The following is a 22,944-nucleotide window of genomic DNA, read 5'->3' on the forward strand; positions in this document are numbered from 1 at the left end:
TCAAAGCGCTTAGCTGATCTCGGATGCTGTGCTCTCGATTCTCTCAGAAGCCAGCACACCATGATGCGACCCGATGCCAAAGTCGAAAAAGCCTATCTCTATCCCAAACCCGTGTACTTTCGAAAATCCATTGATGGCCTTGCTGCGCTGCTCGAGCTGGATATCAAAGTCGCGGTATTCGACCCTGTGCTTGCCTAAGCCTTGTGGCTTTTGCGGGCGTATATTCTTTGCAGCCGATTCTTGAAGCTGATTGAGCCGGCGTTTTCCGCGTTCGGCCAGCAGCCACATAATCGTGCCGATACCCGCTATGACACCGATCGCTATCCAGGCATTTTTGGGGATAGCAGCGAGAGCACTGAATGCCAGAGCAAAAATAATAAGTATGCCGGTGCCACCGGAGTTTTTTGCTTTCTTCCTTGCCATGTGTCATTTCAACCTTGAAAGATGGGTGCTGGCGCAATGGCGGTATCCAATATTTCTAACGCTTGAGCCAATGGCTTGGCTGAGCAGATAATCGGAAAGTTGAACGATCTGGGATGGAAATGTCATTTCAGCTCGAAATTTAATGCTTAGCGTATTTCATCTGAACGTCGCGACATTTACGTGAGCCATCCTCAGTAATTTCAAGAAACAGTAGTGAGGCCTATCTGACAACGACCTGAGTCTAACGGAGCCTTCCGCCCCCATTAATAGATACGGACCACATGCCCAGGCGGACATTCCTGCGGGACTTTCAGTGAATCACGCCGCTCGAGCATCCGTGTTTGCCGGCAGTAGCGGACAATTTCCAGCGCTTGAGCGAATGTGCTGGATCCCCCCCTGCATCGGCGCTACGGGGTAGCGTAGGCAGTAGTTCAGCCATTAACTGAGGTCATCGACTAGCGCTCAACGGCGGTTGGGAACAGCGCAGGGGAGACTTTTCGAAAATGGAACTGTTGGGCCTCAGGCTGGGGGCATCCTTTTCAAACCATCCAAAGCATGCCCTCAGATGCGCCCCCCATGTAGCAATCGTCTGGAAGTGAATGGAGCTCCATGGTTGGTGGGAAGGCAAAAATGATCAGCCAAACAGCCTGCCCGGCGACGCCTAAAGACTGTCAGGGTCCCCAAAAAACATTTTGACTTGGCTCTAACGCAGCATTTTCAGGTCGGAAAAACTAAAATATGCCCCCAGTTTTGCCCCCAGTAGCGCGGGATATACGGGCGATCGAGATTGGCGATCTCTGAGGCGGAGCAGGGTGGTCGTCGATGGCTTTCAGTGTACGTCAGGCTCGGCTTGCACGAGGGATGCCTGGATGACTGGTTGCCAGGGCAGTGCGCCAAGCGTCTCTTAGGATTACGCTGCGTCCGTCCTTCGCGGGCCGCTGCATCTCTTCAACTTGGTCGCCCGGGAGCCCTGATGCCTGCTTTGCACAAGCTGAAACTGGCCGGACTGTCGGCCGCCCGACTCCACAGCGCTTTGGTGTGGAGCCTTCGGACCCGTTGAATACCGGCTGGTCGAAAAATGCATCGAGCTCTATTATCAGGGGCCCGCCCCCTTGCATGGGGTGCTAGGGGTCGAGTATTCGAATCACTCCGTCCCGACCATATTATTCAATGACTTGGCCCAATTCCCCACAGGTTGGGCTTTTTCACACCTGCAAAATTACTCCCACATTTACTCCCACAGATATTCGCCCTGAACAACGCCCTCGGCCGCCCCGGCCAGAACGCCGTCATCGAGATCCTACGCCTATCATGAAGGCATAATCCGTTGGAAAGGCCACCTAGAAACAGACGGCCCATACACGAGAAGCAAGGGTTATGCAGCTCACTCCGTGTTATCGGGTGTCCTGAAAACCTGCAACCAATGGCGACCAGGCTTACTCGTTGGTGGCGCCTTTTCATTGTCACGGATCGTACTGTAGCGCCCATGCCGCGCAGTTACAGAATGATTCGATGTATTCATTGTTACTTCCTGAAATGAGCCTCCATCTCGACCAACCAAGTTGCCCGGAGCTACATAAATTGCCATACAGCCTCCTCAAGATGTTTATCCATGCGAAGGTGGCCATAGGCCACCTTGGGCTAAGTTCGCATTAAATCTTTCAAATAGATAGCAGTTGCATTTTTTTGCTGCTGTGACTAAGAGTGCGCATGGATGGAGGCGTTTTACGACCGCCATGGCATCGACACCCGATGCCATGTACAGCATGTCGTCGAGCGTATAGGGTAGAGCGCTAACACTCGCAAACTGAGAGCTGGCATGTATCAAGTCATAGGGATCACCAAGACCCTCGGGTACTTCGCTACAACATGCCTGGTCGTCTTCCTGCTTCTGCATTACAACGACATGTCGGAGCTGTTGTCTGGGCCGCTAACCGATCTTCGTCGGCCTGTGGCATCAGCAGTAGGGATTGGCGCTGCCGTTTTCTACGTTTTGGGCCAAACCCCTGTTTTTGTATGGCTGTGCAGGCTGCCTTTTGTTCGCAGATTGCTCCCGCCCATCGATGGAGAGTGGAACATGAAGCTGCAGTCCAACTGGGGGATCATGCAGAAGTGGCTTGGGCGAGGCGATGGTACTGAGCTCTACGTCGTTCAGGGAAAGGTCAAGATCAAGGCGCGTCTGTTCAGCGTCAAGATGGAGTTCACTTCGGACATCCCGTACTCCGAATCCAAGACGATCAGCGTCTCCGTCCGACCCAGCGATCAGGCTGGTATCCTCGAGCTGAACTACATGTATATCAACTACACCCAGGTTCCAGTGGCGACTGACACGAATATGCACACCGGGGCGGCTAGGGTCTTCGTCAAAGAGTCTGGTAACGGTTTTGTCATGTACGGCACCTATTTCACCGACCGTAAGTGGACAGAAGGGCTCAACACGGCAGGGCAAGTCACATTCACCAAGTCTAACGCCACTTGACTATGCGTCTTCACAGGGCCGTCATTATCAAAACGGATTAAAAATACACTACATGTGGTGTTTGTTGTCAGTGCTTGATCTATATGTGGTGGGATGGCACTATGTCATCTCGCACGTGTCATCGAGCAAGGTAGCTGGCAAATTGGGAAGGACTGCACCCTTTGGATTACGTGGTTGGCGTAGGGTGGCAGTGACGAGATTCAGGAGCGCAGAAGCGCTTGGTAGTCTTGATGTGAAGGTCAGCAATTGCTGGAGACACCGTTCATTTAGCGCTTGAGCGGAGGCTTCATGCCGAATTTTAGTCCCTTGCTTTTCACTACTACCGGGGAAGATTGTTTCCTTGATGAACTCAACCTCGCACCTGACGAACTGGCCGAAATCGATGGTGCTCGTACAGATATCAGGGAGGCTTTGAAGGCTGACCTGCCTCGGGTGCTTCGTGAGAAAGGCCTCGAGGGTGAGGTCTGTGAGCCGCGGTTCTACATCCAAGGTTCGCGTGCCTACAAAACGCTCAACAGCCCTTGCACGACCCCGCCCCAACAGTCAGATATCGACGATGGTGTGTACCTTCCGCTGAGTGTCATGCGTGAAGAGAGCAGCCCCAAGCTCGCTATCACTTTGTTCTTTGACGCTGTCATCGACGTACTTCAAGCGATGTGCGCCGAAAGAGGGTGGAACACCGAGAGCAAGGATACCTGTGTTCGGGTAACGATCTCCCCCTATGCCCACATCGACCTTCCTTTGTACGTGATCCCGGATACCCTTTTCCTGCTGATAAAAGCCAGCATGGAAAGCCGTGGCCATGCCGTATTCGACAGCGCGATCAATTCCGAGAGGGACACTTGGAAGACCCTGCCCTCGGACAAGATTCTGCTGGCAGATCGAAAGCAAGGCTGGCGTAAGTCCGACCCAATGGCTATGAAAAACTGGTTCAAGCGGGAGTGCCAGGAAAAGGGTGATCAACTCATCCGTGTCGTGCGTTACCTAAAAGCATTCCGCGACAAGCAATGGGAGGATAAAGGCCCGAGCTCAATCCTTCTGATGGCAGCAGCTTGCCCGCTGTATGAATATTTCGACAAGCGCGATGACCACGCACTGTTGAACGTCGTAAAGGGAATTCCTGATGCCCTGCGCAAGGGCGTCATGAGTCCCATTGACCCCGAGTCATCGCTCACTGCTCATATGCCCAAGGAGGCGATTGCCGAAGCAGTGGAGCTTTTTCAGGTTTTCGCGAATCACTTGGAAGGGGCAATCAAGGCAACTGATGCACAAACTGCTTATCACTGGCTTCACAGCATGCTGGGTGACCGGTTCCCGAATGCACCTTATCGCATGAAGCCGAATTCTGAGAGCCTGCCGGCGTCCATGGCTGCAATTGCTCCTCTCGCGGGCCCCGCAGAGCCTGTAAAGCGTACAAAGGCAGGCTAAATTCATGGACGCGATGCCCGAAGTGCTGCGTCATATGACCGAATGGGGATTTACTAAAGTAGATCCTCAGTTGAACGCTGGGTGGCTTGTGATGGCCGGAGAGTTGTCGACGGCCACTCAGGGGACTGTCCAATGCGAGGTATGGATAGACCGCTTATTTGAGCGGCCTCTCAAGCTATGGCTTACAGGAGTGCCGAAGGCACTGCCTAGGCTGGTGCCGCATCTTGGCCCGGATGGTTATCTTTGTTACGCCGCGCCAGGTACTCAAGTGGTCGACATTTATGATCCTGTAGGACAAATCCGTACCTCCTTGCTTCAAGCCACTGAGGTTCTTGGGCAGGTTCTGGCTGGGAAGATGAAAGAGGATCTGCAGGAGGAGTTCTTCGTCTATTGGGACGGTATCTACTGCTTCCACGATATCGAGCGTCGTACCTCCGGCGCGGTAGAGATCCTCCAATTATCAGACAACAAAATGTATGTGCTTACTGACGATGTCGGGCGAAGCCGGCTCAAGTTTGCGCGTGCGGGTAGGACGATCAAGGAATTCCCAGCGCATGTTGCGATGATCACATCCAGCGCAGCTCCAAGACCGCTGCAGGACAACTGGCCACCCAAAACAGTTGGACAAATTCTCGACTGGCTACATGAAATAGATGACGCCTGTAAACGCAAGGTACGCGATAAGATTATCACGGCGTATCGCGAAGGGCGGTTCGGAATAATGATAGTAATTGAGTCAGAAAAAACGGGTTACAGCTACGGCTTTCTCGTACTTGACCTTCAGCTCAATCGTCCTGAGGATCGGCGTTCCATCGATCAACGACTGCCCATATTTGATTGTCCTATCGAACCACTGCAAATGCTTCGCCTCGATGACAAATACCTGAGCGAACGCAATATCCCAGGGCAGGCAACACTCGCTGGCAAGCGTATCGGGTTGATCGGGTGCGGTACCATCGGTGGCTTCCTCGCTGAGATGCTCGTGAAAGCTGGCGCGGGAACGGGCGCCGGTGAGTTGATGCTGATCGATAACGATATTCTGATGCCTCAAAACCTCGGGCGGCATCGTCTGGGCTTTAACCATCTGTTCCGTGAAAAGGCAATTGCACTGGCAGACGAGCTCAGAATATCTATGCCTGCCGCCCAGATGCGTACCTTTACTAGCGACGCCAAGGACGTGAATTTAGGAGGGCTGGATCTGATCATTGATGCCACGGGCGAGGAATCGTTCGGGCACTGGCTTGCCAAGTTCGCCATCTGCCCAACCATGCATGTTTGGATTGAGGGGGCGGGCGCCGCCGTGCGTTCTCTGATTAAGCATCGCTCTGGACAGGGTTGCTACCGGTGCCTTACTGAGTCGAATAGGCGAGGTATTATGTTGTCTGTCGTCGGAGGCGTGCAGCCAATTTTTGCTGGACAGGGGTGTGAGGGACTCTACGTGCCGTTCCCAGCATCGGTGTCGATTCAAGCCGCAGCCCTCGCACTGGACACCGCGTTGGCTTGGGTTGCAGGTAAACCATGGCCATCGCTCTCAACCCGGTTGACCGATCACAGCTATGAGCCCGCCACTCCTGATTGTTCGCCGCTGCCATATCCCGGATGTCCGGCATGCCATTCGTGAAAACTTGGATTGTGCCCGGCACGGAGCACTTGGTTTATCTAGGGCAACAGCCGCTTGAGGTTTTTAGTCGCTACATCCAGCAAGGCATAGATTCGAAGGAGGCGGGAGGGATACTACTTGGCCACGTTCGCGGTGAGCATCTGGAAATTATTGAAGCGACTGAACCTTCATTTTGGGACAAGCGCTTCAGGTTTCTCTTTGAGCGTATGCCGCACTTTCATCACCGGTTGGCCATGAAACGGTGGAAGGAAAGCAATGGTATGGTGCGATACATAGGGGAGTGGCACACTCATCCCGAAATTTATCCGACCCCATCTTCAATTGACCTTCAAGAGTGGCAAGTCCTGGCTGCTGACCGAGTTGATGGTCGTCCGCTGCTTGCACTCATCGTCGGGTGCAAGGATATTCATGTTGAGTACATGTCTGGCGCAGGCAAGCGAAATATTCTCGAACCTGCCAATTTGAGGCGAGGCGAGGAAAGTGTGTTTCTCAATTGAAGCCGGTTCTAGAAAATTTATCCAGCCGTACGCTTCCGAGAAAAATTAATTCGAACGCCTAGCTGAGGCGCTATGCTAGCCTATAGCAAGGTTTTGAAGAGTGGCATATTTCATCGAAGTGCTGACTTCGCGAATTGATAGTTTATTGCGAAGTTCGAACTATTAAATAGTAAGTGGAATATGGATGGAGAGGCGCGGCGCATAATTCAAATCTGTAAATAAGCTTTGGATTGATTTTTATAGTGTGACTACGTGGGCGATAAAATGATGTTGGAGCGATTGGTTGATTTGCTCAGAGATATAACTGCACTTTCTGGGCAAGAGTTTTCCGGGCTGGGTGTGATTGTATTGGAAGATGGTATTGATTTGCCGGTATTTCCAATGCGTGTCAACCTGAAATTAAATGGCAGGACGGACTCTGTTAGATGTCTGGCTGAGATATCAAATCCCAATAATGACTTGCATGATGGATTTCATATTTTGAATTCCGATTTGCGAATTGTTTCCTTAACGCAATACTTCTCACCTCCGATTCCGCCTGGAGCTTTACCGAATCGGAATCGGGCATTTGGTGGTCGGTATTTGGCGGCCCTATTTGGGTCAGTTTTGCCCGGCGTTATATTCACCGGTATTTCCACGCCAAGGCTTGGGATAGTGGTTTTTAAAGATGGAAGTGAAGTCTATTTCCAGGAGGCGTGAATGTTTTCTACTCTTTCTCCGCTAAAAGCAATTGTGCTCATCGCTAAAATCTATGCCGCTTTTGTAACATTATTGATATTTATAATGTTCATCTGTGGGGTTGAGGTGACATTGCAGCAAGCTCTTAGAGCTGTGGTCGGCGGGGCCGTACTATTAGAGATTGCATTGTTCGTGTTAAGTAGCTTCCTTTGGAGGAAGATATGGAATCGATTTCCGATTTTGAATGACTGGGTTTTTCCCGACTTGAATGGTATGTGGGATATGGAAATCACGTATCTGTGGGGCGGTGAGGAGGGGACGAAAAAGGCAGTCGCCAACATCAAGCAAAGCTTGTTTTCGGTGAGCATGGAAGTTCATTCTGAAAGCTCAGACTCTGAAACGCTCGTGGTAAAAACTATCAAGGATGTTAATTCTGCTCGCCCAGTTCTTTATTATTTTTATAGGATCGTTCCTAAAGGTTCAAAAGATTCGGCTGGAAGTGGTTATGAAGGGGCTTCCATTTTGAAGCTTTATGGGCACGAAGGAAATGTTTTGAGAGGTAACTATTTTACAAGTCGGAAAAGTCAGGGACATTTTTCTTTGACGAGAAGATAGTGGCTGATTTCGCTCTTGTGGCTGAATAGACGCGACTCTGTCTTGCACTTTCTATCGTAAGAAAGATAGCCGGCGGCTACCTAATAACGTACAGGCCCTAGGTAAGAGATCAACAAGTCGTCGAGAGCCATCGCTTCCTGATCGTCTAGGTTGAAGGGGGCGCAGTCTTCGACAAAGTAGGTTCGTGACTCATTTTTGACGTCGAGCATCGCACTGTGTATCTGCTTGCCAGCCTTGAAACGCACTTTTCCTCGTGACGATGGATGCAGCTCGACGAGTAGGTTCTCGATGTCACGCTCGGACAATCGGAACACCTGTTCGTCGATTTTAAAGTGCAAGAGGCTTTTTATCCAAAAAAACTGAGTGAAACGATCACGAGGAACGCTACACACGGTGAATGGACGGAGAACATCATTTGCTTTTTTGAAGCGGCCATAAATCTCTGGAAGAGGCGGGAGGCCTTGGACATCAGAGTGAGCAATATTATTGCGCAGTTCTTTAAGAGCTACCGCTTCGACGACGAAACTATCCCAGAATCCCGGGATTTGAGGGTACTTGGGATATTTGGGCAGCATGTCGCGGATCAGTTGACCTAAGGGGCCAGTCGGCATCTTCCCTGACTCGCGACCGATATGGGCTTTCACCTGTTTTTCGAAGTCAATTGCCTCAGCTCGCAGGTCATCAAGGGTGGGCTCGAAGCTCCCAGGAATGTCTTCGTGGTGGCTCAACGGGAGGTAGCGGCGAGACTGGTGAAACAGGCAGGTGATCCACTGCAGCATCTAGGTTTCTCACGGTAGATTAAAGTGTCACATCGCGTTGGTCTGTGTCTCGGCACGGTTTTGGCCTTTTGGTAGAAGAAGTGCAAAATTCCTTTATAGACGCATACCAATCGACCATTCACGATGCAAAGTGGGAGATCCGTGTTGCCTGTAACTGAGGCAGGCTATGATCTTGCGCGGCCATTTTCCATGCCAATCATTCAGCATTATAGCCCTCGGACAACCATGAAAACTCCGCCTTTCCTGTACAAGTACTAAAGCTTCAAGCAGTACTCATTGCAGTCGTTGAGTGAAAACACCGTTTGGATGTCTAGCCCTGCCAGCTTCAACGATCCTTTCGACTGTGCCATTAATCTCGATCCCAAGAGGCTGCACGAGTCTGTCGCACATGCCGTCGAGATCGTCACGAAAAATGCTGTGGTGGACGATGCTCTGAAAGCACCGAGTAAATTGGACGAGGCCGCGTATGCTGAGCTTCGGGAGTCCCTACGCGCACACATGCAAAAAATCGGGGTTCTCTGCCTCAGCGAGACTCCCGAAGAAATCCTCATGTGGTCTCACTACGCTGAGTATCACAAGGGCTTCTGCATCGAGTTCATGATCGATGATACGTGTCTGTTGGGACGCCTCGCTCAACCCGTGAAATACACCGAAATCTACCCGTCACTCTCTTTGAAAAATCTGCCTGCCGATGCTGAGGAGAGCTTCATCGACGTCTGTGTGTATACGAAGGCCAAGCAGTGGAGCTACGAGAGAGAATGGAGAGCCCTTGCGCCTGCTGGCGATAAGATTTATCGGGCCCCGGCGCCGATCTCCGCAATCATTTTTGGTGCGCGTATGCCTGATGCCCATAAAACAGAAATTCACCAAATCCTCCATCTGAATCCCGGAATCAAATTCAAGGACGCCTTCATGCTTGAGGACGTGTTCGGCCTTGGGTTTCGTCCCTACTTAGCATCCAGTGCATCCTGAAACGCGGCTATAAGTGGGGTGGGCTGTGCAACAAGCAATGTGTGGTGGTTTACCATATCCGGCCTTGGTCGGAGGGCCGAGATCACTCCCGAAAAATCTCGCGTTATTGATGGCTTAAGTCGGATGCTCGGCACAAAGCCGGTCGTAGGGGAGCGATCGGTAAACAACGTCGACGTCACATTCGTGTTCGATCGTAACGAAGGTTTCTCTATTTTGGCGAGGGCTCTGTGGCCGCGGGCTCTCACAATCTTGGATGCGTTATCCTTGTCAACCGCCTTGAGCGATTGGGACGGTTGGTGATCACAGGTTCCGTCCTGGCCATACGCAACGCGCATCCCGATATCAAGAAGCGTGCGTAAGATATCGGATTTCACAAGGCGGGGCTGGTAGATGCGTTCTGTGACGACTAGGAAGAAGATTTGGAGGAGACCGTGTAGCCACCAGATTGATCGTTCGCAGCTACCTCATTTTGGTGCCTATTAGGTGGCTGCGAGCATTTGGGAGGATGCAATCCGGACTTAGTGCGAGCTTGATCGCAGGAACTGGGCGATGCTCCCCATGGCAGCGCCCATCCTTTTGATCCAGCGATAGGTGACAGCTGGGCTTGTGACCAAGTGGTAGCGATCGTTGAGATCCTGGATTCGATTCAGGACAAACTCGCGCTCCGAGGCACTCAGATCCTGCTCCAGTAGACGTGCTTGCAGGGGAGCCAGCTTGGCTTCGTACTCGCGAGCCCACTTTGGCCGTAGGTAGTTCTGCATCCTCTCCAAATTGAGCAGGAGGACTGCAGAGGCGGACAATGTTATGGCGCTAGACACCATGGTAAGGTCACCCTGGTTCCATAGCGCGCCCAGTGCCAGGCAAGGTGATATCGCTACCAGCGACAGGTATAAAAAACGCTTGGGTGGATCTTTGCGATCTATCGGATCAGTACGGCGCAGAGCTGCAATCATGGGTTCACCGGTCAATGAGTTCAACGTGGATCGTCTCACAGTGGATCATGTGCTGGGCCCAGAATTCGTTACCAGACTTGTAGATCACCAAGGGGGCGCTGGGGTAACCGTCCGGGCAGGTCATATTGGACTCGGCCTCGACTTGCGGAGCGGATTCGATACAACAAAAGCGAAGAGTTTGATTCGCCTCGTTAGCTATCACCTAGCGTGAGGAAAGGGTTATCTGACGGTATCGATTCTAAAAGTGATGTCGGCTCTGCAATGAGGTATCCCTTCAAAGTCGATTTCTTCCTGGGCCCTTGCACGTGGCATACCCAGATGTTCAGTCCGTCGTCACGTTTCCTGTGAGCCTTCAGTTTCTCGAACTGCTTCTGTACCCAACGCCATTCTTCCATCTCTTGGTCCGCACCCTGCGATATACCAGGAAATTCTTGCGCGTATCGTTGGAAGAGGCCAGGCGTGACCAGAAATATGCTGCCACTCACCGTGTGGATTTTGGCCTTGCTGTCGTTAATGATCAGCTTGTGACTCAGAATGCCTTCCTTGACCCAGTTCAGGAATACCTGGCCTGGGTTATCCGATGGAAGCGTTGAAGTTTCGACAGCACTTTCTGGCGGTGTGTCACTCGCCTCAGGCTCTTCCAACTCGAACATGTCCAGCAGCGTGCCGAGGTAATCGGCATCCTCTAGCGCCATGGGGTCCGGCTGCGGTTGGCTTTGACCTGATCCAGCACTGACTGTCTCGGGCGCTGGTATTGGTACCGGGGCGTCAGTTGAGTGTTCATGAGCCGCAATGCTCACTGTTCCGCTAAATGCCTCAGGCCGGTCTTCGTTCCCCCAAATCAACGCCGGTTGAAGGCGCAGGAAGGTGAAGCTCTGCTGCCAGTTGCCCTGTGCCACAAGCGCGGTCCAGATGGCTTTGCCTTCCGGCGTGGACTCAACCAATCCATGGGACTGTAACTCGTCGAACACCGTGAGGTTGGACGAGGGAATCCCCTCAATCGATTGCGACAGCAGATAGGCTCGCAGCTTGTCCGTGACCGTCTTGCTGACGAGCCAGAGTGCGTCTTGGGTCAGCCATCCCGCAGCACCTGGCTGGTTGAGTTTCAGCTCGTGCTGAACCAGATGACGCAGTCCGCTGATCAAGTGATGTTGCAGCGAATGAATGGGCGCTTGTAATGCCTTGCTCGGGTTGCCTCCGATGTTCTGCGCGGTGGAGACGCGGTCCGCCTGCATCACCAACTCACCGAGCACGCCAGCGCGCTCGTACTGACCCGCGAGGACATACAGCAGGGCGCCCCACAGTGACGGAAATCCGCTGAGCCAGTCCATGATAGGTTTGTCGAGAATCTGGGTGTAGAGCAAGCCTGCAGCCGCGCCATGCAGGTGATAGTCGCGACCTTTGAGATAGCGAAATCGATAGGGTTGATCCAGGAGACCGTGCCAAGGATGCCAAACACGACCATCCTGGCGTTCGACCTGCAGGTCCACGGCGATTTTGCCGATGTCATGCAGCAGGGCGCCATAGGCGATGCCAGCGGACCAGGCGTCGGTCTGGGCGGCTTGGTCTTCGGGCGCGGCGCCGGTGGGAAGCAGATACGACTGACGCAGTTTCAGACTACAGGCGACCAATTCCAGTCCATGGTCGAGCATGCCGCCAAGATACGCATGATGGTGCGTCTCGCTGGCTGGAAGCTGCTGGACCAGCTCGGCGTAGTGATGGATCGGATTTAAATAGAGCTGGCTGAACTGCGAGTGGGAGAGGGCGGTGTACTGCCAGATGCGATCGAGCAACTGGCGGCGGTGCTCTGCTGCTAACAAGCTGTGGGACGACTCGATGGGCAGGTAACCTTCGGCAACTTTTACGGTGGGTGGTGGAGGGGGCTTTTGCCTTTTGTGGCGAAACAGATTGAGCATCGTGGCCTCCCGGGAAATGGCAGGATCAGTGGCCTTTTAGCCTTTTGGGATAGGGCTCTTACCCTTGACTCCCCCATTCCCCTTCCAACCCTTACCCGTCCTTTTGCCGTGTGTCCCTTTGTGCGGCAATCGGAATATCGATTTGTCCTGGTGCCGTTTTATTGGATGCGCATGCTGGTACGAAAAAGGAAAGTGTCGGTACACTGCGGTGCGAATTTTATTAGGTCTTGTCATGAACCTCACTGACGCCACGCTCGTGCTGCTGCTCGCGGCACGTATCCATGGAACAGACGAAGCCGTCAGGGCCTCGGCAAAAAGCGTGGTCAAGAAGCTTCCGCGCAGCAAGCGCGATCTGATCTACAAGGTGATCGACAGCCGCAGTCCACTCGAGCTGGTAGATTACCTGGCTGAGAATCTGGATACGTAACGGCGTACTGCGGTTACGGGATTACCTCATGTTCTTTGCGTCAGAGCTCCGCAGTGTGGAGATTTTTCTGGGCATAGAAAAAGGGTCCAACTCGTGTTGGACCCTATGAAGCGTGTGCAGCGGTGAGATGACGATCAAGCTCCATCGTTCATGCATCGCGAGTCATCCATTACCGTCTGCTTCCGTTGCTGCTCCAGGTTGAGCACATACTCCGAAGCGCATCGGGCCTGGCCACTGGCGCGGAAAATCGCGCGGTTGTCAGCCTTGAGCAGGCCGAGCCAGGAGTCGATATAGCCCTCGTGCCGAAGCTCTCCCCGTATACCTGCGTAGGCACATAAAAAAGCGGCGCCCATTTCGGCGATCAACTCTTCAAATGCATAGGCTGGCGAGCCGAATGGGCAAGGTGAGGTCACACCCTCACGCTGCAACCGAGAGTTGTGTCCGGTCCAGTGTGTCAGCTCGTGAAGCGCGGTGGCGTAGTATCCACCTTGGTCGTGAAACTGCGCTTTTGTCGGCAGTTGGATGAGATCCCTGATCGGGTGGTAAAAGGCTTCGTCGGCAAATCGATGAATGATATTCGCGCCCGAACTTAGCAACAGGCTTTCGGCAGCACTGTTGAGGAAGAAGGGATCGCTCGATTCCGTATCGAGCACCGTTTCGTTGAGCGTTTCGAGCCCCTCCGTTTGCTCGATGTTGAACAGAAAATGCGTCCTGAGAATGCCAAAGTGAGCGACCTTGGGCTGACCGTTCTCATCAAGTACGGGTTGGCCTGATTCGGTCTGTTCCTCGCGCTCCATCGGTTTGTAGAGCACTGCCAGGGTGCTGTGCTCACCCTTACGGATGTGCCCTCCGGCTTTTTTGGCTTGGTTGAAGGTGAGCCAGCGATCTTGAGTGAACCCCTGCAACCTGGCCTCGGCCCAGAGCAACGGTAAATTGATGCCCGAATAGGGACGCTGGGTGATGGCGTTGATAGGGTAGGGTTGGTGATGAGCGACGTCAGTTGAGCCATTTGAGGACCAGGGTTTGATCCAGGGCGCTACGCCTTGGTCTAACGCGGTAACAATTTTGTCAGTCACGTCTTGGTAGATATTGCGCATGGCATTTCCCTCGAAAAACCGGAGGAACGCCTTGCCCGTCGGGGAGGGTTCCCCGGTGGGTGTTGATTGGATTGGTACAGGACTGCGTATAGCCTGAGTTGTATCAGTGGCCGGGTATGGCCGTTTGCGTTTAGCGTTACTGCTCTTCCGTAAGCGCTATCAGCAGGGCGTCAGGCTGGTTCGGTGCCTGAAGCAGGCTGAGGCTCAGTTGCAGCAACGGTTCATGATTCTCATCACGTGCTGAGGCAACTTTGCCTACCTCGAACACCACGTAGGCTGCGTTTGGATCGGCCAGGTGAGCTTTGAAGGCTGCGCGTACCACATTGCTCAGTTGATCGAGCTGCAGCTTTTGAGAATGATTTGAACCGTCGAGCAGTACTGCGCGTTGCCACGCGTCTGGAGTAAACACAACGGGCAAGCGCAGGCTATCCAGTATTTTGGATGTGAGTGAGTCGGACATGGTGTACCTCCGTTGAGAGCGAAGAAACCTGTCCCATAGGGGAAAGAATTTCCCCGCCGTGGGTTGAAGAAACCAGAAGGTTTGCCTGGCGAGCAGCGCTCGAAAGGCGCTTAGGAGAGCAGTAGGCGTTCACCACCGTAGCAACAGTCATCGTGCGAGCCACCGAACGCTCATCGCACTTGGGGAGAACCATCACCGAGGTGACATAGTCTCGAAGGTCCTGGCTATCTGGGCAGGTGCTGTTGATAACAGCGATCCGTACCTTGTATTTAGCCGGACGACTTATATGGGTCAATCACTATAAAGACCCTGATTTACGGGGGCTGTCTTCTGAATTCCGGTGAAAATTTTTCGGCTGGGCAAACTGATAAGCGGTCAGGCGCGGGCCGTTTTCAGTAGTAGGCTATTACTCTTGTCTCACCATGGAAACGCTCAGCAGAGGGCGATGGTTTTGAACAACAAAGATTGACACAGAACAATAAAGTTTGACATCACGCAACATAGATTGACACATTCCTGAAACCCCCGTATTTACGGGGGGGGCCAGGCTTTTTTTCCACTGGTCTGGATTCATCGCTTCGATTTGTGACGGGTGTAGGGTTGGAGTTCCTCTAGCTGGTCGCCACGGCGATCACTTCTCCTACTGTCTTTTCCGTCGTTAGGTGAAGCTGTATGTTTTCACGCACCAAGCGATTGCTGCAAGGTGATTGGAAACGGAGCCAGTCTTCAACGCAATGCAGCGAGACGCAATTATGCGATGACCAAGCACTTGGACACCAACTAAACACGTTAACTTTTACAAAAGGTCAGTCCACAGATGTCTTCCGGTATATAGAGAACGCCTGCCATTCTTCAAGGAGGAATGATTAAGCGTTCAGATAGAAACCAGCGATTCATCAGCGTACAACAAAGCCTTGAGAAGTCCCTGACGGGTATGCTCAATATGGTCAGTCATGGTTTGGCGCGCTAATATAACGTCCCGCTTTCGAAGCGCTTCAACAATGTGAGAGTGATCTCGATTAGTCTCCGGATTGATATCCCTACTCCGAGTACCTAGATAAAACAAGCGATCGGACTCCTCTATGTGGCTTTTAACAAGCGCTAAAAGTCTAGGGTTTTTCGCCCCCTTAGCAATAGCAGTGTGAAATTTCTCATTACTCGCAACAAATGCTTTAGTGCTCATGTCTTCGCCGATTACATAAGTGGCGCAGGCAAGACGCTCTAGCTCGTCAAGTTCCAGTCCCGTCATGTTGATGGCCGCGGCGCTAGCGGCCATACCTTCTAGGGCAGCGCGTACCGCGAACAGGTCATTGACGTCTTTTACCGTGACTGGCGTAACACGGTAACCACGGCGGGGAAAGGCTTCCATCAAACCTTCGATGCATAAGCGGCTCAACGCTTCCCTGACGGGGGTCTTACTCATTTCGAGTTGCTCAGCAAGTTCAGGCTCGGAGACATCTCGTCCGGGCGGCAGATCCCCCGTGATGATCCGTTCCCTGAGCAACTCGTAGGCTTGCTGGGTCAGAGAGCCGGCACGCCGCTTAACGGCTTCTCCGGGAAGGTTTTGCATTTGAGCTCCTAAACGTAAATGCGTTAGCCCAAGGCCAGGCTAAGCAGCGCGAACTGGTCCGCGAGCGCGTTATCGCAGGCCGGAATATAGAGGTTGACGCGAAGATTGTACAGATATATGCTCTGGTATATCACGAAGTGTTCCACTGACATCCTATAAAAAAGCCTGCGTGATCTCACGCCGAAGGTAAAGCTCCGTGTCGAAAATTCTCGTCATCAATCCCAATAGCTCCAAGGCCGTGACGCAGCGCATGCAAGCGTCGTTGAAGGCTCTTGGCGAATCCTCGCCTCACGAGATCTGCTGCATTGAGCTCCCCGAATCTCCTGCAGGGATAGAAACCGATGATCATGTGAAGCTGGTCATTCCTACCCTCATCCGAGCTTCCGAATCATCCAACGCGCACGCAATCGTCATCGCTTGTTTCTCTGACCCAGGCATCGAATCGGTGCGTGAGGTTGTGGACGTGCCTGTCTTTGGAATCGCTGAGTCGTCGTACTTAACAGCGTTGTCCCTGGGAAGAAAATTCGGTGTTGTGTCCCTAGGGCAATCGTCGATCAACCGCCATTTAAAGTATCTACAACATCTTGAGATTGCTGGGCGTCTTGCCGGCGATAGGTCAATTGATAAGACAGTAGTTCAACTCTTAAGTGAAGACGTCGTAGAAGTGCTCAGCCAGACAGCCGAAAAATTAATCAGCTGCGATGGAGCAGAGGTGATAATTCTGGGGTGTGCCGGTCTCGGCAAATACCGTTTGGACCTGCAGATGAAACTGGGTGTTCCGGTAATTGACCCGGTGCAAGCAGGGGTAGCACTGGCTGCTCTAACTTTGGACATGAAATATCACGGGAGTAGGGCATGAAATATGATCTGGTATTGGCAGGCACGGCTGTGCTTGCGGATGGGATTGCAAATGAATGTTGGATCGCTGTCAGCGACGGCAAGATTGCTGCAATCGGGCGCGGGCCAGCTCCAGATGCAGAAAAGACCTATAAAGCTCAGACGGGTGAGATAATTATCCCTGGAGTAGTAGATGGGCAAACCCACGCATGCAGCGCAGGGGGGTTACCTGGGATCAGATCTACTACACGATCAGCAATTTCAGGTGGCGTTACCACGGTCGTGGATATGCCCTACGACAATCCACACCCGCTTAACAATCTGGTGAGACTTAAAGAAAAAGTTGCCGCCATTGAAGAACACTCTTATTCAGACATGGCGCTCTATGGCACTGTACTCCCGGGGCAGACGATGGAAGATATAGTTCCATTGATTGATCACGGTATCGCAGCGTTTAAGATATCCACGTTTGAAAGCAGTCCGACACGCTTCCCGAGAATTACAACCGATCAGATATACAATATTTTTTCGGCGCTAGCTGGTACTGACATACCATTAGGCGTTCATAATGAAGATCAAGAGATTGTTCGCGCGCTTATTGAAAAAGCAAAGTCAGAGGGACGAAACGGTCTGACCGTTCATTCAGAGAGCCGACCACCAGCTGCCGAATTAGCAGCAACGGCTCAGTTCCTAGAGCTGGGTGCCTCGCTAGATGCGCATGCTCACATAGTCCATCTCACCACCGAGCGGGGCTACAAGCTTGTCGAAAACTATGTAAAAGATGGCTATAGGGCGACAGGCGAGCTTTGCGTTCACTATCTGTGGTTCGATCCTCTGACGGACGGTGAGCAGTTGGGCGCCAAGATGAAGGTGAATCCTCCCATCCGTCCAGCTCAGATAGAACCGCTCTGGAAGGAGGTTGCCGAAGGTCGTGTCGCATTTGTCAGCTCCGATCACTCAAGTTGGCCAATCAATAATAAATTTACCGACTCTATCTTCGATGCTGGAGCAGGAGTGCCCGGTCTTGAAACACTGCTGCCTGCATTTTACACCGGCGCTGAAAAGCGTGGTTACGACGCGCCTAGGTTGACAGTAGAATATCTATGTGAACGGCCTGCAAAGTTCTTCGGACTTTGGCCACAGAAGGGTGTCATCCGTGTTGGCTCTGACGCGGACTTTGCTGTCGTTTCCAAAAAGAATCAAATATGGGATTCCAGCCGAGCACATGATGAGCTTAACTGGAGTCCATTCGATGGGCGCGAATTTACCTTAACTGTAGAGCGGACATACCTCCGTGGTGAGTTGGCATGGGACGGTAAAAAAGTACTAAGTTCTCCAGGTTCCGGGGAGTACGTAAAACGCAGTGAAAATCACTGGTTCAAATAAGGAGGTAATAAAGTGGCTCTGATTAGCGCAAATTCGAAAGGCGTTTTTGTAATCGGCGTGACGCCATTCGACAGCAACGGTACAATCGATTTTGATAGCTTGGATCGAGTCGTTGACTTTTATTACGAGAAAGGCGCTGATGGTCTTACGATCCTGGGGATGATGGGCGAGGCGCCGAAGCTGACACAGGCTGAGTCAGTTGAGGTGACGCGCCGAGTGTTAAAAAGATCGGGTGATAAGCCTGTCGTTGTTGGAGTTTCCGCTCCCGGACTCGCTGCATTGGGCGAACTGTCAAAAACTGTGATGGATATGGGGGCGGCGGGCGTTATGGTAGCCCCGCCATCATCTCTGCGTACAGATGAACAAGTAACAAGTTACTATCGTAATGTTGTCGAAACGTTGGGGCAGGATGTACCGATTGTGTTGCAAGATTTCCCGCTTGCAACAAGCGTTCAGATATCTTCCAAAACGCTCAACAGTATCTTTGAGGCCCACCCAAGTATTGTAATGCTCAAGCATGAAGACTGGCCGGGGTTGCAGAAAGTAACTGATTTGAGAAAAGCTGAAGATAATGGGCGACCACGGGTTTCGATCCTATGTGGGAATGCTGGGATATTTCTTCCAGAGGAAATGCAGCGCGGTGCGGATGGTGCCATGACTGGTTTCGCATTCCCCGAAATGATGGTTGATGTTGTTCGGCTTAGCCAAGAACGCAAGTACTCTGAAGCGCATGATGTATTTGACGCATATTTGCCGTTGATGCGTTACGAACAGCAACCAGGTTTGGGTTTGGCGGTCAGAAAGTATCTGCTTGAGAAGCGTGGAGCGATCGCGTCAGCGGCGCAGCGCCGACCTGGCTTGGCACTTAGCGAAACAGCAAAGAAAGAGATTGATCGTCTTTTAGCTCGTTTGGATACCAGGCTTGCGTCGCTTGGCCAGTAAAAGCATACGTCTACGCCTTCGGGCGTAGATGTCGCAGGTATCATTATTGATGCCTGAACTAAGTTCGTACGTGAGGTCTAATTGGACTGGCACGAGAACCTTACCATCAAAGGTAAATATACTCTAAGTATCAATCTGTAATGCATGCAATACATCATACTCCATTCATAACAAATTGCTTTCCTCGTAAAGTGTGAAGCCCTAAATAAAATAGCGACTAGGAGTGACAGATGAATAATATTTCTGTTGGAAAATTGAAGTTGTTCTGCGCATCAGTTGCGTTGGCGGTGCAGTGCTTTGCTCCGGCAGCACAGGCAGCAGACCTAGTAGTGGGCGCGAATGTAGGATATCTCCCCTTCGAATTTCAGGATAAGTCTGGTCAAATTGTCGGATTCGAAGTCGATCTGGTGCGCGAGGTTGCAAAACGCCTAAATCGTGAACTTGAAATCGTAAATATTCCCTTCAACGGCCTTTTCTCGGCAGTTCAGTCAAAGCGAATTGACATCGCTATATCGGGTATCACGATAACCGACAAACGGTTGGCCTCGGTAAGCTTTGCTCAACCCTATTTCGACAGCGACCAATCAATTTCCGTTCTTTCAACTAGTAATATTAAAAATGTGAATGACCTTGGCGGTAAGGCTGTTGGTGTCGATACAGGCACTACCGGCGACGTTTGGACTACGGCGAATCAATCCAAGTATAAGATTGCCGAAATCCGCCGTTACGAAGGTCTCCAGCTCGCAATGCTCGATCTAGCTGCAGGTAGGATTGATGCGTATATCGCGGAAATTCCAGCGCTGCAATACTACGTGAAAGACAAACCTAATATGAAGGTTGTAGATCGCATTCCAACAGGCGAAAAATATTCAATGATGTTTGCAAAAAGTTCGACTTTAATGATGGAGGTTAATGAGGTTTTGAGCTCGCTGAAAAAGGAAGGTTTCATCGCTAAGCTGCATCAAACCTGGTTTGGGTCAATGCCATCTGACGACAGCTCGACTTCAGTGGTAGAGGCGGTGCCGGTAGAAGGACAGCTATCTGCTGCTCAATAAAAATAAAGACAACAAACGACTTTGGTGCGCAAATGGACATCATAACAAACTTTTTTAATATCTCGGTTCTCCACCAGTCTCTTCCTTTATTGTTAACAGGGTTATGGACAACACTGCAGCTAGGCTTGGTCGGAATATTAGCAGGGTTAGCGGGTGGTCTAGTTGTAGCACTGATGCGGCTCTATGGTAATCTTATTACAAAGTTTTGTGCGCGATGCTATATCGATATATTTCGGTCTATTCCGCTTCTTGTGTTGATGATTGTGATTTACTACGCCTTGCCATTTGTAGGCATACGGCTATCCCCATTTATGTCGGCTATCACCGCGTTCACTTTAGTCTCTACGGCATACACGGCGGAGATCTTCAGGGCAGGTATTGAAGCTATACCTCGCGGGCAGTTTGAAGCTTCGGCAGCACTGGGTCTTTCGTATCGTCACATGATGGGTGAGATCATCCTCCCTCAAGCGATTAAAGTTGTTATTCCAGCATTGACTAACAACTGCATCAACGTTATGAAAGACACAGCGTTGGCATCGGTTGTAGCGATGCCAGATCTACTTAAGCAAGCGACTCAAGCTCAGGCGCTTATGGCTAACCCAAGTCCTTTGATAGGTGCGGCTATCATTTATATCGCTTTGCTTTTGCCGATGGTCACTATTGTAGCGAGGCTTGAGAAGCGTTACAAAATTGGAGCGCGAGGATGAGCAATATTATTTCTATACAGAACCTACAAAAGTCCTATGGCAATGTTCGTGTGCTACATGGCATCGATCTGGATGTGGCCGAGGGTGAGGTTATCTGCGTAATCGGCCCTTCAGGCTCAGGTAAGTCCACGCTGATCCGATGCATCAATCGGTTAGAGGAGTTCTCTCCCGAAAGCATCATCGAGGTCGAGGGTGTCAAAGTTAAAGTAGGCAAAAATTTATCCAAAGTCCGTGCAGAAGTAGGGATGGTATTCCAGGGATTCAACTTGTTCCCTCATCTTAGTGTTTTGAAGAATATTATGATTGCGCCGATGCGAGTACGTGGTATTAGCGCAGCGAAGGCCGAAAAGGCGGCTCTTACCCTTCTAGAGCGGGTTGGGTTGGGAGCACATGCTCTAAAATACCCGGAACAGCTCTCAGGTGGCCAACAGCAGCGGGTTGCCATCGCGCGTGCTTTGGCAATGGAGCCCAAGGTAATGCTATTCGATGAACCCACATCTGCGCTCGATCCAGAAATGGTCGGTGAGGTATTGGAGGTCATGCGAGCGTTAGCGAAGACTGGCGTCACTATGATTATCGTGACCCATGAAATGGGATTTGCGAAGCAGGTTGCAGACCGTGTGATTTTCATGGATGGAGGACAAATTGTCGAGATGGGAACCCCTGTCGAGATTTTTGATTCACCTAGAGAGGAACGCACTCGCTGTTTCCTGCGAGCTGTATTGAATCACTGATATTCGAGGGTTGCTAGCATGGGCAATATCAAATCCCTTGACGTTTCGTATGTACGCTCCCACTTCCCAGGCCTCGACTCACAGTGGATATATTTAGATAACGCTGGGGGAACCCAAATCCTGGGCGGTGTAGTCGAATCGCTGAGGTATCATCTACTGACTTGCAATGTACAGCTAGGTGGGAGCTACGATCTTTCAAAGCGTGCCGCATCTGCGGTTGCAAGCGGGAGGGAGGCCATTCGGTTACTTACAGGAGCGATGTATCCAGAAGAAATAATTTTCGGAAGCTCCTCCACCGTATTATTTCGGAATCTGGCGGAAGCCATGAAGTCGTCATTCATTACTGGCGACGAAATTATTTTGACGAATCTTGATCATGAGTCAAATATTGGACCGTGGCTCGCCCTTGAAGCACAGGGTATAAAGGTCAGATTTTGGAAAGTACGACGTAGTTCACTAAGCCTTGACTTGGAAGATCTTAGAACCTTGCTTACTTCCAGGACAAAGCTAGTTTGTGTAACACATGCCTCGAACATCATAGGCTCCGTGCTACCGTTGGCAGATATCGTGGATATTGTGAGAAAAACCGGAGCTAAGATATGTGTTGACGGTGTCGCATTTGCCCCACATCGATTGATTGACGTCCAAGCGCTTGATGTCGATTTTTACGTATTCAGTCTCTACAAAATATTTGGTGCGCATGGCGCCGTAATGTACGGCAAGCGAGATCTCTTACTTAAGCTAGATTCCTTAAATCATTATTTCTATAGTGCCTCGGATCTGCCGGGTAAGCTTGAGCCTGGCAACCCAAATTACGAAATAGCCAGTTCAAGCTTGGCTATCGTCGATTATCTCTGTGGACTTGGTAGTCACGTTGGTGCTACTGGCTCTTCAAGAAATTTGCTAAGGGCAGCATTTACTGCGATTACCGCACATGAGCTTGGCCTAGCTACGAAGTTTCTAGAATATTTAGTCTCACGGCGAGATTGCCGTATCGTTGGGTCGGAAGTGGGGGATGAAGAAAGCCGCCTGCCTATTATAAGTTTCAAAGTCGCAGGGCTAAATAGTGTTGAGTTCTGTAGATTGATTGATGCATCACGTATTGGTATTCGTTGTGGTGATTTCCATGCTCGTAGACTGTGTGAAGCAGTAGAGCTCACAGATGCAGGTGGGGTTGTGCGTGTCTCAATGGCGCATTACACGACCCAGTCAGAAATTGACTCTTTGATCGAGGCTTGCCATCAGACCTTCTACAACCGATAGACAGCAAGCTCATTGAGAGTATCAATCTCATAGTTTTTACAGATTCTTACCGCATAGAGGTTTCTGAGTTGACGAGAATTTCCTCCCGGCTTTCGGCCATTAAAC

22 protein-coding genes are annotated in these 22,944 nt (G+C 51.3%); 15 read left to right on the forward strand and 7 right to left on the reverse strand.

Translation table 11 applies throughout. From position 1 onward, the window contains the following. Positions 1 to 9: 9 nt before the first annotated feature. Positions 10 to 423, reverse strand: coding sequence for a hypothetical protein (locus tag NL123_RS14895; RefSeq protein ID WP_494358126.1), 414 nt, complete (start codon positions 421 to 423; stop codon positions 10 to 12). Positions 424 to 2,500: 2,077 nt separating this feature from the next. Here NL123_RS14895 and NL123_RS14900 point away from each other — a divergent pair. The 6 genes from NL123_RS14900 to NL123_RS14925 all read left to right on the forward strand — a co-directional run bounded on the left by NL123_RS14900 (position 2,501) and on the right by NL123_RS14925 (position 7,741). Next, on the forward strand, positions 2,501 to 2,902 hold the full coding sequence (locus NL123_RS14900) for a hypothetical protein (RefSeq protein ID WP_494358127.1): 402 nt from the start codon (positions 2,501 to 2,503) through the stop codon (positions 2,900 to 2,902). A gap of 288 nt (positions 2,903 to 3,190) precedes the next feature. After that, entirely contained in the window at positions 3,191 to 4,330 is a 1,140-nt protein-coding gene (locus NL123_RS14905) for a CBASS cGAMP synthase (protein ID WP_494358128.1), read from the forward strand. 4 nt (positions 4,331 to 4,334) lie between these two features. After that, the gene (locus tag NL123_RS14910) at positions 4,335 to 5,951 is read left to right on the forward strand and encodes a ThiF family adenylyltransferase (RefSeq protein WP_494358129.1); all 1,617 of its coding nucleotides are present in this window, start codon (positions 4,335 to 4,337) and stop codon (positions 5,949 to 5,951) included. Next, positions 5,939 to 6,448, forward strand: a complete 510-nt coding sequence (locus NL123_RS14915) for a Mov34/MPN/PAD-1 family protein (RefSeq protein ID WP_494358130.1) — start codon at positions 5,939 to 5,941, stop codon at positions 6,446 to 6,448. Before NL123_RS14910 ends, NL123_RS14915 begins: the two co-directional genes overlap by 13 nt. Before the next feature lie 252 nt (positions 6,449 to 6,700). Continuing rightward, positions 6,701 to 7,147 carry a hypothetical protein gene (locus tag NL123_RS14920; RefSeq protein WP_494358131.1) on the forward strand — a complete coding sequence of 149 codons (447 nt, stop codon included), beginning with the start codon at positions 6,701 to 6,703 and terminating at the stop codon, positions 7,145 to 7,147. Beyond that, positions 7,148 to 7,741: a Cap15 family cyclic dinucleotide receptor domain-containing protein gene (locus tag NL123_RS14925; RefSeq protein ID WP_494358132.1), complete on the forward strand. Its 594-nt coding sequence runs from the start codon at positions 7,148 to 7,150 to the stop codon at positions 7,739 to 7,741. It begins immediately after the preceding gene. A gap of 80 nt (positions 7,742 to 7,821) precedes the next feature. On the opposite strand, the gene NL123_RS14930 is transcribed toward NL123_RS14925, so the two are convergent. Further along, positions 7,822 to 8,520, reverse strand: coding sequence for a hypothetical protein (locus NL123_RS14930; RefSeq protein ID WP_494358133.1), 699 nt, complete (start codon positions 8,518 to 8,520; stop codon positions 7,822 to 7,824). Positions 8,521 to 8,796: 276 nt separating this feature from the next. Here NL123_RS14930 and NL123_RS14935 point away from each other — a divergent pair, with 276 nt between their 5' ends. Further along, on the forward strand, positions 8,797 to 9,492 hold the full coding sequence (locus NL123_RS14935; RefSeq protein WP_494358134.1) for a DUF2971 domain-containing protein: 696 nt from the start codon (positions 8,797 to 8,799) through the stop codon (positions 9,490 to 9,492). A 518-nt stretch (positions 9,493 to 10,010) separates the two neighbouring features. Here the strand turns inward: NL123_RS14935 and NL123_RS14940 are convergent. Next, on the reverse strand, positions 10,011 to 10,445 hold the full coding sequence (locus tag NL123_RS14940; protein ID WP_494358135.1) for a hypothetical protein: 435 nt from the start codon (positions 10,443 to 10,445) through the stop codon (positions 10,011 to 10,013). A gap of 191 nt (positions 10,446 to 10,636) precedes the next feature. Further along, positions 10,637 to 12,361, reverse strand: coding sequence for a MobH family relaxase (gene mobH / locus NL123_RS14945; protein WP_494358136.1), 1,725 nt, complete (start codon positions 12,359 to 12,361; stop codon positions 10,637 to 10,639). 232 nt (positions 12,362 to 12,593) lie between these two features. Between mobH and NL123_RS14950 the strand changes: the two genes are divergently transcribed. After that, positions 12,594 to 12,788 (forward strand): DUF7740 domain-containing protein, encoded by a 195-nt coding sequence (locus tag NL123_RS14950; protein ID WP_025214500.1) that lies wholly within the window; start codon positions 12,594 to 12,596, stop codon positions 12,786 to 12,788. A 134-nt stretch (positions 12,789 to 12,922) separates the two neighbouring features. Here NL123_RS14950 and NL123_RS14955 read toward each other — a convergent pair whose 3' ends face one another. The 3 genes from NL123_RS14955 to NL123_RS14965 form a co-directional block, all read right to left on the reverse strand. Next, positions 12,923 to 13,885 (reverse strand): ArdC family protein, encoded by a 963-nt coding sequence (locus NL123_RS14955; RefSeq protein WP_494358137.1) that lies wholly within the window; start codon positions 13,883 to 13,885, stop codon positions 12,923 to 12,925. 136 nt (positions 13,886 to 14,021) lie between these two features. Further along, positions 14,022 to 14,345, reverse strand: a complete 324-nt coding sequence (locus NL123_RS14960) for a hypothetical protein (RefSeq protein WP_494358138.1) — start codon at positions 14,343 to 14,345, stop codon at positions 14,022 to 14,024. A gap of 874 nt (positions 14,346 to 15,219) precedes the next feature. Beyond that, a complete protein-coding gene (locus tag NL123_RS14965; RefSeq protein WP_494358139.1) occupies positions 15,220 to 15,915 on the reverse strand; it encodes a GntR family transcriptional regulator in 696 nt (231 codons plus the stop codon). Between the two features lie 196 nt (positions 15,916 to 16,111). On the opposite strand from NL123_RS14965, the gene NL123_RS14970 reads away from it, so the two are divergent. The 7 genes from NL123_RS14970 to NL123_RS15000 all read left to right on the forward strand — a co-directional run bounded on the left by NL123_RS14970 (position 16,112) and on the right by NL123_RS15000 (position 22,839). After that, positions 16,112 to 16,774, forward strand: coding sequence for an aspartate/glutamate racemase family protein (locus tag NL123_RS14970; protein ID WP_494358140.1), 663 nt, complete (start codon positions 16,112 to 16,114; stop codon positions 16,772 to 16,774). Then, positions 16,771 to 18,138: a dihydroorotase gene (locus NL123_RS14975; RefSeq protein ID WP_494358141.1), complete on the forward strand. Its 1,368-nt coding sequence runs from the start codon at positions 16,771 to 16,773 to the stop codon at positions 18,136 to 18,138. Before NL123_RS14970 ends, NL123_RS14975 begins: the two co-directional genes overlap by 4 nt. Positions 18,139 to 18,150: 12 nt before the next feature. After that, positions 18,151 to 19,080: a dihydrodipicolinate synthase family protein gene (locus NL123_RS14980; protein WP_494358142.1), complete on the forward strand. Its 930-nt coding sequence runs from the start codon at positions 18,151 to 18,153 to the stop codon at positions 19,078 to 19,080. Between the two features lie 230 nt (positions 19,081 to 19,310). Then, the gene (locus NL123_RS14985; protein ID WP_494358143.1) at positions 19,311 to 20,135 is read left to right on the forward strand and encodes a basic amino acid ABC transporter substrate-binding protein; all 825 of its coding nucleotides are present in this window, start codon (positions 19,311 to 19,313) and stop codon (positions 20,133 to 20,135) included. Positions 20,136 to 20,167: 32 nt separating this feature from the next. Continuing rightward, positions 20,168 to 20,842 carry an amino acid ABC transporter permease gene (locus tag NL123_RS14990; protein ID WP_494358144.1) on the forward strand — a complete coding sequence of 225 codons (675 nt, stop codon included), beginning with the start codon at positions 20,168 to 20,170 and terminating at the stop codon, positions 20,840 to 20,842. Continuing rightward, on the forward strand, positions 20,839 to 21,576 hold the full coding sequence (locus NL123_RS14995) for an amino acid ABC transporter ATP-binding protein (protein ID WP_494358145.1): 738 nt from the start codon (positions 20,839 to 20,841) through the stop codon (positions 21,574 to 21,576). The genes NL123_RS14990 and NL123_RS14995 overlap by 4 nt, the downstream gene beginning before the upstream one ends. A gap of 18 nt (positions 21,577 to 21,594) precedes the next feature. Further along, a complete protein-coding gene (locus tag NL123_RS15000) occupies positions 21,595 to 22,839 on the forward strand; it encodes a cysteine desulfurase-like protein (RefSeq protein ID WP_494358146.1) in 1,245 nt (414 codons plus the stop codon). Positions 22,840 to 22,944: the final 105 nt, after the last annotated feature.

The organism is Pseudomonas sp. FBCC-B1565, from assembly GCF_059133265.1.